Origin of the sequence: Kineothrix sp. IPX-CK (genome assembly GCF_039134705.1) — a bacterium.
In the GTDB taxonomy this organism is placed as follows: domain Bacteria; phylum Bacillota; class Clostridia; order Lachnospirales; family Lachnospiraceae; genus Kineothrix; species Kineothrix sedimenti.
In genome coordinates this window covers 3027697-3039693 of the sequence record NZ_CP146256.1, presented here as the reverse complement: position 1 = coordinate 3039693, position 11997 = coordinate 3027697, and the positions used below count along the sequence as shown (strand labels likewise).

General features: G+C 45.2%; 12 protein-coding genes and 1 pseudogene. 10 read left to right on the top strand and 3 right to left on the bottom strand.

Translation table 11 applies throughout. From position 1 onward, the window contains the following. Positions 1–78: 78 nt before the first annotated feature. From V6984_RS14575 to V6984_RS14535, 9 genes are all read left to right on the top strand, one after another. Entirely contained in the window at positions 79–486 is a 408-nt protein-coding gene (locus V6984_RS14575; protein ID WP_342756342.1) for an Rrf2 family transcriptional regulator, read from the top strand. Positions 487–509: 23 nt separating this feature from the next. Continuing rightward, a complete protein-coding gene (locus V6984_RS14570) occupies positions 510–1151 on the top strand; it encodes an NAD(P)H-binding protein (RefSeq protein WP_342756341.1) in 642 nt (213 codons plus the stop codon). 39 nt (positions 1152–1190) lie between these two features. Further along, a complete protein-coding gene (locus V6984_RS14565; RefSeq protein WP_342756340.1) occupies positions 1191–1739 on the top strand; it encodes an NADPH-dependent FMN reductase in 549 nt (182 codons plus the stop codon). Between the two features lie 181 nt (positions 1740–1920). Next, positions 1921–3381, top strand: a complete 1461-nt coding sequence (gene hemZ, locus V6984_RS14560; RefSeq protein WP_342756339.1) for a coproporphyrinogen dehydrogenase HemZ — start codon at positions 1921–1923, stop codon at positions 3379–3381. Between the two features lie 52 nt (positions 3382–3433). Then, positions 3434–4696 carry a histidine--tRNA ligase gene (gene hisS / locus V6984_RS14555; RefSeq protein WP_342756338.1) on the top strand — a complete coding sequence of 421 codons (1263 nt, stop codon included), beginning with the start codon at positions 3434–3436 and terminating at the stop codon, positions 4694–4696. A 56-nt stretch (positions 4697–4752) separates the two neighbouring features. Beyond that, positions 4753–6552, top strand: coding sequence for an aspartate--tRNA ligase (gene aspS, locus V6984_RS14550; RefSeq protein WP_342756337.1), 1800 nt, complete (start codon positions 4753–4755; stop codon positions 6550–6552). A 16-nt stretch (positions 6553–6568) separates the two neighbouring features. Then, positions 6569–7303 (top strand): 4'-phosphopantetheinyl transferase family protein, encoded by a 735-nt coding sequence (locus tag V6984_RS14545; RefSeq protein WP_342756336.1) that lies wholly within the window; start codon positions 6569–6571, stop codon positions 7301–7303. Positions 7304–7337: 34 nt separating this feature from the next. Further along, a complete protein-coding gene (locus V6984_RS14540; protein ID WP_342756335.1) occupies positions 7338–7727 on the top strand; it encodes a DUF6709 family protein in 390 nt (129 codons plus the stop codon). Then, on the top strand, positions 7724–8443 hold the full coding sequence (locus V6984_RS14535; protein ID WP_342756334.1) for a hypothetical protein: 720 nt from the start codon (positions 7724–7726) through the stop codon (positions 8441–8443). The genes V6984_RS14540 and V6984_RS14535 overlap by 4 nt, the downstream gene beginning before the upstream one ends. 142 nt (positions 8444–8585) lie before the next feature. Here V6984_RS14535 and V6984_RS14530 read toward each other — a convergent pair. Both V6984_RS14530 and V6984_RS14525 read right to left on the bottom strand, forming a co-directional pair. Further along, positions 8586–9116, bottom strand: a pseudogene (locus V6984_RS14530) (N-acetylmuramoyl-L-alanine amidase family protein); the annotation flags it as partial. A 66-nt stretch (positions 9117–9182) separates the two neighbouring features. Beyond that, entirely contained in the window at positions 9183–9692 is a 510-nt protein-coding gene (locus V6984_RS14525) for a hypothetical protein (RefSeq protein WP_342756332.1), read from the bottom strand. A gap of 254 nt (positions 9693–9946) precedes the next feature. On the opposite strand from V6984_RS14525, the gene V6984_RS14520 reads away from it, so the two are divergent. Beyond that, positions 9947–10603, top strand: a complete 657-nt coding sequence (locus V6984_RS14520) for an HAD-IA family hydrolase (RefSeq protein ID WP_342756331.1) — start codon at positions 9947–9949, stop codon at positions 10601–10603. Here V6984_RS14520 and V6984_RS14515 read toward each other — a convergent pair. Next, positions 10598–11908, bottom strand: a complete 1311-nt coding sequence (locus V6984_RS14515; RefSeq protein WP_342756330.1) for a hemolysin family protein — start codon at positions 11906–11908, stop codon at positions 10598–10600. The genes V6984_RS14520 and V6984_RS14515 overlap by 6 nt on opposite strands. Positions 11909–11997 lie beyond the last annotated feature (89 nt).

Genomic DNA, 11997 nt, shown 5'->3' with positions numbered 1-11997 from the left:
TAAAAAAATACAAATGTTAAATAAAGTACTTGACAATGAAATTATTTGTAACTATAATAGTTACAAAAGGAGGAGCTTATGTATTCAACTAAGTTATCGGTTAGCATTCATATTCTAAGTATTATTGCATTGATGGGGACAGAGCCTGTAACGTCTGAGTATATTGCATCCAGCATTAATACAAATCCTGCGCTTGTCCGGCGCTTGATGAGTCGGCTGAAGCAGGCAAAGCTGATTGAAACAAGTACAAAGCTCGGTGTTACAGGTCTCGCAAGAGAAAAAGAAGATATTACGCTTTTGGATATATTTCTTGCGGTGGAGGACCATCCCCTTTTATTCGCCATCCATGGTAATACTAATCACCAATGCCCTGTGGGAGCGAAGATTGAGGTTACCCTCAAGCAGTTATACGACAATATACAAAGTGAAACTGAGAAAAAGCTTTCCGCCATTACATTGGCGGAAATCACAAAAGAATTCATATAATTATTTTTAAGGAGGTGCATTAAATGAAACTCGCAATCATTGGCGCAACCGGCATGGCCGGGACTGCTCTGTACAAAGAAAGTGTGTCCCGCGGACATGACGTTACCGCAATTGTGCGAAACAAAGAGAGAGCAGATTCGTTGTTAGGAAGTGATGCAAAAGTGATAAATAAGGATGTGTTTGAATTGACCAAATCTGATTTGGCCGGTTTCGATGTTATCGTCAACGCTTTTGCCACTGCTCCCGATCAAGCCTATCTGCATCTGGACTTAGCGGCAAAGCTAATTGCTTTGTTTCGTGAGACAGAAAGCCCGCGGCTGTTTTTTATACTTGGTGCAGCCAGTCTGCTGGATTCGGAGGGAAATTTATTTCTGGATACCTTAAAGAACGTTCCTGACGCAGCTTCGTGGATTTCTATTCCTATCGAGGCATACAAAACCTTGAACTTTCTACGCAGTGTTGAGAATGTTAACTGGGTTGGCGTATCTCCTTCGGCAGAATTTGTTCCCGGGGAGGCCGTGGTGCCCATCTTGGGCAAGGATGATTTGCTGACTTCCGCTACGGGAGAGTCCATTGTCACCAGCGGGACAATGGCGGTTGCAATTTTGAATGAAATAGAAGCGCCTCAGTTTATCCGGACACGATTTACCGTATGTAACCAGTAATTTTGTAAATGACAAAAACAATATCAGGAGGAAAACAGTATGAGTAAAACAATTGGAATCATTACAGGTAGTTTGAGAAAGGGTTCTTTCTCGGGAAGTATCGCAGATTATATTAAAAATAATGCACCGGCAGGATACGAGATCAAAACCATTGATATCAGTGGACTCCCTCTTTATAATCAGGATTATGATGAAGTGAATCCCAAGGAATACGTTACATTCCGTGATGAGGTAAAGGCTTTGGACGCCGTGCTGTTCATCACACCCGAACATAACCGCTCCATACCGGCAGCGCTGAAGAATGCGCTTGATATCGGTTCACGACCTTATGGACAGAGTGTTTGGAACGGTAAGCCCGGTGCTATAATCAGTCAGTCGCCGGGAGGGATCGGAGGCTTTGGAGCCAATCATCATCTGCGTCAGGTGCTCGCCTTTCTCAATGTCTTGACTCTGGCTCAGCCCGAAGCATATATTGGTGCTTACCACACTCTGATTGATGAGAATGGTGCATTGAGCAATGAGGATACACAAAAATTTATTGATGGGTTCTTATCTGCTTTCGCCGATTGGGTGGAAAAGGTTTCTTGAAGTGAAACCGGCGGATTAACAATATCTACTTAAATTTATCAAAGTTTATTGGAAGAAGCTGATTTAAAAATCGGCTTCTTTCGTTTTTGCCGGGAAAGGGCAAAACGGTTCTTCTAAAACGGATGTGGTTGTGGTAAGATATGAAAAGCGGTTATAACATCAGTTAGGAGAATAAAAATAGATGCTTACAGTCTGGATAAATAAAGCGCAGTTTGAATACGATATACATTCCCTGGTAAAGGCATTTTACCCGGAGGAAGAGGTAAAGGTGCTCCGTGCAGAGGGAGAGAAACAGGATCACAGGATAGCCATTGAGTTTGGCGAGACCTCTATCAAAATGACTCTTAAGAAGGAACCGCAGGCCGAGGTGAGGGTAAGCGAAATATCCCATTCCCCGGATGCGGATAGGCAGACGGTGAAGAATTTGCTAAAACAGCTCATTTATAACAGTCTGTCCAAGCTGCTTGGAAAAAAGCTGCCTTGGGGTACGCTGACGGGAATACGTCCTACGAAGATTCCCATGACGATGCTTGAGGAGGGAAAGGGAGAAGCACAGATCATGAGCTTCATGCAGGATACCTATTTCATCAGCGAAGAAAAAGGCGTTTTGAGCATTGATATAGCCAAGCGGGAAAGGGAGCTTCTCTCCCGCCTTCATTATAAAGACGGCTACAGCCTGTACATTGGGATACCCTTTTGTCCTACCACCTGCCTGTACTGCTCCTTCACTTCCTATCCCATCTGTGCGTGGAAAAACCGGGTAGATGACTATTTGGAGGCGCTGGAAAAGGAGATGGCTTTTACGTCGTCGGCTTTGTCCGATAAGGTGTTGGATACTGTCTATATCGGAGGCGGAACACCTACTACGCTGGAGCCGGAGGAGCTTGAGAGATTGCTTTGCTCTCTGGAGCGCTTTTTTGATTTAAGCCGTCTGCAGGAATTTACGGTAGAAGCGGGGCGGGCGGACAGCATAACGAGGGAAAAGCTGAGGGTATTAAAAAAGCATAATATTACGCGCATATCGGTAAATCCTCAGACGATGAAAGAGGAAACGCTGAAACTGATCGGCAGGCACCATACCGTAGATCAGGTGAAAGTGGCGTTTGAGTCCGCGAGAGAGGAAGGCTTTGACAACATCAATATGGATGTTATCCTGGGACTGCCTGGGGAGACGGTAGAAGATGTAGTTCATACTATGGAGGAAATAAAAAAGCTGCGCCCCGACAGCTTGACAGTACATTCCCTCGCCATTAAGCGCGCCTCGAGAATGAATAGCTGGATTGAGGAGAAGGGACTTTCGACCCTTCGGAATACGGATGAGACTATGGGAATAGCTGAGCGGGCGGCGAGGGTCATGGGAATGGAGCCTTATTATCTGTACAGACAGAAAAATATGTCCGGCAACTTTGAGAATGTAGGTTATGCGGAACCCGGCAAATATGGAATTTATAACATTCTCATTATGGAAGAAATGCAGACGATAGCGGCGCTTGGAGCGGGAAGCATATCGAAGGCGGTACTAGGTGACGGACGGATCGAGCGGATGGACAACGTGAAAGATGTAGCCTTATATATAGAAAGAATTGACGAGATGATAGAACGCAAAAGGAAACTTCTTGAAAAACCGTTAGAAACAGTGTAAAATCGACTAAGTAATAAATGAAGGAATTGAATCGGGAATAGGAGCGTAAATTATGGCACTGAGTAAGAAGCCGGTTACCGGTATGAAAGATATTATGCCTGCGGAAATGCAGCTTCGGGATTATGTAATCGGCGTAATCAAGGAAACCTATGGAAAGTTCGGTTTTTCATCCATCGAGACTCCCTGCGTAGAGAACATTGCGAATCTAAGCAACAAGCAGGGCGGAGAAAATGAGAAGCTGATTTTCAAGATTTTAAAGCGCGGAGAAAAACTGAATCTGGAAGAAGCAAAGAGCGAAGAGGATTTGGTGGACGGAGGTCTTCGTTACGATTTGACGGTTCCGCTGGTGCGGTATTATTCCAACCATGCCAATGAGCTTCCGTCACCGTTTAAAGCCTTGCAGATGGGAAATGTATGGAGGGCTGACAGACCGCAGAAGGGGCGCTACAGACAGTTTATGCAGTGCGATATAGATATACTGGGAGAGCCTTCCAATCTGGCGGAAATCGAGCTCATACTGGCGACCACCACGACGTTAGGTCGTCTGGGCTTTAAGAATTTCCAGATTCGGATCAACGAGAGGCGGATTTTGAAGGCAATGGCGGCTTACAGCGGTTTTGCCGAGGAAGCTTATGATACGGTATTTATCATTTTGGATAAAATGGACAAGATCGGGATCCAGGGAGTGGCCGGAGAATTGCAGGAAAGCGGTTTTGCTGAGGAAAGCATAGAAAAATATCTGGAACTGTTCAAAGGAATGGAAGCGGCGCAGGACGGTCTTTCTTATTTGGCCGAGAAGCTTAATGGGGTACTGGAGCCGGAGGTAGAGCAGAGCCTTCAGGAAATCATAGCAAGCGTAAGGGCGACAAAGGCATCAGATTTCGAAATTGTATTCGATCCTACTCTTGTCAGAGGGATGTCATATTATACGGGAACCATCTTTGAAATTGCGATGCCGGAATTCGGCGGAAGCTGCGGAGGCGGCGGACGTTATGATAAGATGGTAGGCAAATTTACGGGAAACGATGTTCCCGCTTGCGGATTTTCCATAGGTTTCGAACGCATCATACTCATCATGCAGGAAAAAGGCTTCCAGATTCCCAATGAGAGCAGGAAGATCGCATACCTTATAGAAAAAGGGGTAGAAGTAGATGCGCTGTGCGAGATCATCGCGAGAGCTCAGGAGGAACGGCAAAAGGGCATGCAGGTGCTTGTGGCGCGCATGAACAAGAACAAGAAATTCCAGAAAGAGCAGTTGAATGCGGAAGGATATATGGAATTCGAGGAATTCTATAAGGATCCCCTAAAAAAATAGAAATATAGATTACAAAAAATTGCTTTGTCGAAGACAGATTGTGAGGAAATGATAAGATGGCAGAATCAATGAAAGGCTTAAAGAGGACACACCGCTGCGGCGAGTTGTCGGGATCGAACACAGGAGAAACGGTAACAGTCATGGGCTGGGTACAGAAGCAGAGAAATAAGGGCGGCATTATTTTTGTGGATTTAAGAGACCGTTCCGGTCTGCTCCAGATTATCTTCGAGGAGAGCGACTGCGGCGCTGACAACTTTGCGAAGGCAGAAAAGATGAGAAGTGAATTCGTAGTAGCTATCCTCGGCAAGGTAGAGAAAAGAGCGGGCGCAGCAAACGAGAATCTGGCCACGGGAGATATAGAGATACGCGCAAAAGAAACCCGCATTTTATCTGAAGCAGAAACACCTCCCTTCCCCATCGAGGCAGATTCCAAGACGAAGGAAGAGCTTCGCCTGAAATATCGTTATTTGGATTTAAGAAGGCCTGATTTGCAGGGAAATTTGATTTTAAGAAGCAACATTACCGCGTCTATCCGCAGATTTTTGACGGAGGAAGGTTTTTTGGAAATCGAGACGCCGATACTCGGCAAGTCCACTCCGGAAGGAGCAAGGGATTATCTGGTGCCCAGCCGGGTGCATCCGGGGACTTTTTATGGACTGCCCCAGTCTCCCCAGCTTTTTAAGCAGCTTTTGATGTGTTCCGGTTACGATCGTTATTTCCAGATAGCCAAATGCTTCCGCGACGAGGATCTGCGTGCCGATAGACAGCCGGAGTTCACGCAGGTGGATATGGAGCTGTCCTTCGTGGATGTGGAGGACGTAATCGACGTTAACGAGAGATTAATCAAAGAGGTATGCAAGGATGCTATTGGGCTGGAGGTAAACCTTCCGATTCCTCGCATCAAATGGATAGATGCTATGAACCGTTACGGTTCCGACAAGCCGGATACCCGTTTCGGAATGGAACTTACAGACGTATCCGCAGTCGTTTCCGGCAGCGGGTTCGGAGTGTTCACTTCTGCTTTAGAAAACGGCGGCTCCGTAAGAGGCCTTAACGCTAAGGGACAAGGAGCTATGCCCCGTAAGAAAATCGATGCTTTGGTTGACTTCGCCAAAGGCTATGGTGCGAAGGGGCTGGCTTATCTTTGCATAGAAGAGGATGGAAGCTATAAATCTTCCTTTGCCAAATTCATGACTGAAGCGCAGCTTGAGGAACTGGTAAAGGCTATGGATGGAGAAAAGGGCGACCTGCTCTTATTTGCCGCGGATAAGACTAATATCGTCTGGAGCGTTCTGGGAGCTTTACGTCTGGAGCTGGGCAAGCAGATGGGGCTTATTGATGATAACCGGTTCAGCTTCTTATGGGTAACGGAGTTTCCTCTTCTCGAGTGGAACGAGGAGGATGACCGCTTTGTGGCGATGCACCATCCGTTTACCATGCCTATGGACGAGGATCTTCAATATATGGACAGCGACCCGGGAAGGATACGCGCGAAGGCATATGATATCGTACTGAACGGCGTAGAGCTGGGCGGTGGTTCCGTTAGAATTTTCCAAAATGACGTGCAGGAGAAGATGTTCGAGGTGCTTGGCTTTGAAAAAGAAGATGCCTATAATCGTTTCGGTTTCTTGTTAAATGCTTTTAAATACGGAGTGCCTCCTCACGCCGGACTGGCTTACGGATTGGACCGTCTCGTCATGCTTTTGGTAAAAGCAGACAGCATTCGGGATGTAATGGCATTCCCGAAGGTTAAGGACGCGTCCTGCCTCCTTACGAACGCACCGGATGTGGTAGACGAAGTGCAGCTTGAGGAGCTTGGAATTGCTTTGAACTTAAAGGAAGAGATTGCAGAGTAGTAAATCGGAGAAGAAAGTGATCAGATTATATATTGCAGACATTGCAGCACTATCCGATGAAGCAGTTTACCGCAGCTATCTTAAAAAAATAGATGCGGTAAGGCAGGAGAAGGTGCGGCAATGCATAAATGAAGCGGACAAAAAAAGAAGTCTCCTCGCAGGATATTTACTTCAGGCAGGAGTCGTAGATTTAAAAGCGCAGGAAAGCGGTTTGCAGGCGGATGCAATACCGCTTTCTTTCGCATATTCCTTCGGAGAAAACGGAAAGCCTTATTTTGATAATTATCCTGATATTTATTTCAGCCTTTCCCATTCCGGCGATTATGTGATATGCGCCATATCAGAGGAGGAAGTGGGCGCGGACATTCAGGAACACAGAGAGGTGAAGTCCGGCATCGCGGCTCGTTTTTTTTCTGAGGAGGATAAGAAGAACATGGAACAGGCTGGAGCGTCACGAGGAGAAAAGTTTTTTGCTGAATTGTTTTATCGGATGTGGGCGGTAAAGGAAGCGCATATGAAATTGACGGGAATGGGAATGAAACAGGGAATGGACAGTACTGTCATACGCTTTGCAAAGGAGCAGCCCGGAGAAAGGGAATATGTAAGAGGCGGCATTGTTCGTAAGGAGAAAGAAAAAAATATCGCATATTTCCAGATATGTGATAAAATGGAAAAGTACAGTATTGCAGTGTGCAGTTATTCGGAAATTGCCGATATAACTATAAAAGAAATAATGGTGGTCGAATCATAATAAGGGAGATAAGGCCGAAAGGGCAAGGCATAAGATGAAGGGAAGAACGAAGTTAGAAGCGGCATCGGGGAAGGAATACAATGAGAGTATGGTGCGGATGGATTACAATACCGCTCAAATTGTCGGCAATGTCCGATATGGAAGATACTTCATTTTTTATCAGGGGGTCAGTGAATGGCTGTATGTATATTATCAAGACATCGTATGGGTCTATCATAAGATGGAGGATGCCCCGGGAAGACTTAGGCGTGAGCGGGTGGGAGAAGAGACACATAGCATCATGCTCGTGACTAAGGATAAGAAAAGGATAGGAATAGCGGTCGGAAGCGATGAGGATGTCGTGGAAGGGATTGGAGTGATTCAGAAGAACAATGCCTTTGTAGATATCGGTTTCTCGAAAGAAAAAGAGGGTGAATATTTATGATTGAAAGAAGCAGCGGTTTGAATCATTCTTATCAGGCACAGACTCATGAGCATTCGGTAACAGACTGTATCCACGAGGAGGAAGGCTTGTTAAAAAGCGGCGGCGGGGCTAGCATAAACAGCGCAGAAACGGAACAAGCGCAGAGAATGCAGACGCAGGAAGCTTTTTCTTTCTGCAGCTTGTTTACAAATGGATGGAAGAGCGTGATTTCTAAGGCGGTGAGGTTCTGGAACGATTCGGGTGAAGACGGAAAAGATGGTGGGAAGAACATTCTTGCAGCGACTGAGGAAAAAAATACAATTTTTCCTGCCGGGGAATCGATGCCGGCGGCACCTGGAGAGAAGGGTGAGGGCAGCAGGCAGGAAGAGGCGGTTCTTGCCACGTCTATTCTTAAAAATGATAGCCGGAGAAACGAAGAAGCGGATTTCGGAGAGGAAGACGCAAGAAAAGTAAATGATATAGAAGGCGCTGCCAGCAGCGGTCTGAAAAAAGAGCAGGGAAGCCTGCGAAAGTTTCTTCAGAAATTCGAAGAAACCGTGCTGAATGCTACGGGTCTGTGGAAAAAGTCGAAAAGTATCAAAAACTCACCTCAGCCGACAGTGAGCCTCAAGGGTGAAAATCACAGCTATCTGATGGACTCCTACAATAAATCAGGGGAATACAGTACGCTTGCCGGAGATAAGAGCGCGGAAGGGAACTTTAAAGCGAGAGTGTAGAGGGTAAATTTATACCCTTTCCGATTGCCTTACAATCGATAGTAAAATAATAGAAAATAGAGGGTATTTCATATATAATTGTGATTTGTCACAAACATATGAAATACCCTCTTTAACGCAAAAAAAATATACATTATCCTTGTGCGTTCAATGTATCTATAATCCCGTCGGCAATTGCCTGGGCAATCTCCTGAAAACGGCTGTCGAAAAGGATATTGTCCTGATCGTTATTGATGAAGCCCACTTCTACCAACAAGGAGGGCATTTGTGTCTGATTTAAAACAATCAGATTCGTGCGCTCATTAACACCCTGGTTGACAAAGCCGAGTGCTTCAAGATTCTCGTTAATATTTGCTGCCATTTCTGCTGCCGGTCCGTAAAAGCTATAGACCAAGGTCTCGATGCCGGTGTACTGATTAGGGTATACACTGGAATTGCGGTGGATGGATACGAAATAATCGGCTCCTGCCTCATTGGCTTCGGCAGCTTTCCTGGCTGGACTTTCGTATATGTCGGTGGTCCTCGTGTAGACCACATTTATGCCCGCATTTTCGAGCAGCTGGCCAATTGCCAGAGTAAGACGGAGCGCATCGTCTTTCTCCTGCCTTCCATTATAAACTGCGCCGGGATTCGCACCGCCATGCCCGGCGTCTAAAATAACTGTATATGCCATATGATCACCATCAATTTACTTAGTTTTACTATATGCGGATAGGTGAAAAATGGTACGGCAAAGCAGTTATGGATTGCAGTAGGTACAAGGCTGATAACCAGCATTTAAGATCTTCGCGCGGGAGGTTGTCATTTCGGAAAGGTCGTCCGGCTTTATATCCTGAACATAAGGACAATCCGCCTTATGGAAAAGATTGGCACCCATGTCCATGACATAATTACGTTCTATGTTGTCTTCTTCCGAAGTTGTCTCGATTTCGGCAGCGGTTTCTACTGCGGGTTCACCGGCAGAAGGAGCAGAAGCATCCCCGGAAGGAACGTCCGGCACGGAGTCAGCGGTCTCTTGTCCGGTTGTTACTGAGGAATCAGAGCTTTCATCCGGCAGTTCTACGACATTGCCGTTTTCATCGTATACCAGACGGGATTTGTCGTCTTCAATTCCTTCCGCTGTCTGGATGGAACCGGGGGTAAAACGTCTGCCGCTGTATTCAGCGAATAATATGATTCCGACAAGAACGACAGCACCTGTCAAAACAAGGCCAAGCAGTGCATAAATAATTCTCTTAACTATTTTCATATGTGTTCTATCCTTAGTTTTTATAGTATGATTCTGTTTTCTATTCTACCATATATAGAGAACGTTTTTCAATCAGTAAAAATGATTTTTAAGGGATTACTAAGCGATAAAAAGGAGGTTCTTTACAAATCCATGCCGGTATTCTATAATCGTGGGGGATTACCATCGTTCAGGATGCGTAAGACTTTGTCAAATGATGGTATCGGGGCTTTTATTACATCAATTACAAATAAAGAAATAAAGGAGAGATAAAAATGTTAGAAAAAAAAGAATGGGATACCGTTATTTTTGATTTGGACGGTACATTATTGAATACATTGGAGGATTTGAAGGATAGCGTGAATTTCGCCCTGGGCGAGGCGGGTATGCCTCTTCGGAGTATGGAGGAAATCAGACGTTTTGTTGGAAATGGTGTAATGAGGCTGATGGAGCTTTCTGTGCCGGAAGGGAAAGAGAATCCGGAGTTTGATAAGGTGTTTGAGGCCTTTAAGGAATATTATTCCTTGCATTGCAACGATAAGACAGGGCTTTATGACCATGTAGAGGAACTGCTTAGAGAATTGAAGAGCAGGGGGTATAAGATGGCGATCGTTTCGAATAAATACTATGATGCGGTGCAGGAGTTGAAGGAACAGTATTTCGCAGAATATATTCAGGTAGCAATTGGGGAGAAGGCGGGTATTAACAGAAAGCCGGCTCCTGATACGGTAATTGAAGCGTTGAAAATGCTTGAAAGCACCAGAGAATCCGCTGTGTATGTGGGAGATTCTGAGGTGGATATAGCTACGGCCAAGAATGCTTTGATGGATTGCATTTCGGTTACATGGGGGTTCCGGACAAAGGAAGAACAGCAAAAGGCCGGCGGCAAGGTGTTTGTCGACGACCCTTTGGAAATATTAGATTTATTATAGGTATTCGGCAGAGGGCTCTTTTTCTGTCGATTCAAGTTCAGCTGTTTCTGTTTTTGCAGGCAGTGTCATGAGTACTTTTTTAATACGGTTCTGTCCGATTCCTTTTACCTGCAAGGTAATGCCGGTGGCGGTAACGATGGTCTCTTCGTCCGAAGGGAGTCTGTCGAGGGATTCAATAATCAGTCCGCCTATGGAATCATAATCCTCGGATTCCAGATTAGTTTCCAGGGCAACATTGATGTCGTCTAACTTCATTCCTCCTTCTACGAGATAAGTGTTGTCATCGACCTGCTGAATCAGCTCTTCTTCGTCTCCGTCGTATTCATCCCTGATTTCACCGACGATTTCCTCTAATAGATCTTCCATGGTTATCATACCGGCGGTAGCACCGTATTCATTCATGATAAATGCCACGTTGGCTGCAATTTCCCTCATTTCTATCATCAAATCGGAGGTCTTTTTATATTCATAGGTGTAGTAGGCTTCTCTAAGAATATCCTTAACATGGAAGTTTTCTTTATCCGTCAGGAGAATGAAGTCCTTGATATTAATAAGGCCTACTATGTTGTCCTTATGCCCTTCGTAGACTGGAAGCCTGGTATACATGGATTCCTTGAATATATTCAGCACTTCATCATATGTCATATCCAGACCGACGCTGACCATATCTATGCGCGGAATCATGACGTCTTTTGCCATCGTTTCAATAAAATCGAAGACATTATAAATCATTTCCCGCTCCTCCGATTCTATCACACCTTCCTCGTGGCTCGCATCCACGTAGGTCTTGAGCTCATCCTCCGTCATAAATTCCCCTTTTTGGCGGATATCTGCATGAAAAAGCCTGGAAATGCCAAGGGCCGTTTTACCTAAGATATATGTAACAGGAGTAAATAGGTACATAAAAAACAAGACAGGTCCGGAACAAAGCAATGAGTATGCCTCGGGATAAATCATAGCGGTACTTTGAGGGATAATTTCTCCGACGAGCAGAAGCACAAGAACCAGAATGCCGGCGGCAATGGCTATCGCGTAGCTTCCATAGGATGTAAGGACGAGAATTGTAACAAGAGAAGACGCAGTCAGACCTGCGATATATTTTCCGGTAAGAATGGTGTTTGACATTTTGTTGTGATTGTCCAGAAGCTTTAAGACTATGGCGGCACCAGGGCGGCCTTCGTCGGACAAGGCTTTTATGCGTGCTTTGTTTACTGAGGAAAGTGCTGTTCCCGCAGAAGAAAAAAAGGCCGATAATCCGACTGAAATAATGACAACGATAAGTTGTATGACACCAGAGGTATCCAAAATGTAATCACTCCTTATATGGTAATTTATGTTTATTTCTATAATACTTATTTGAAATATTACAATATAGCATAACGGGTGTCAAGTCG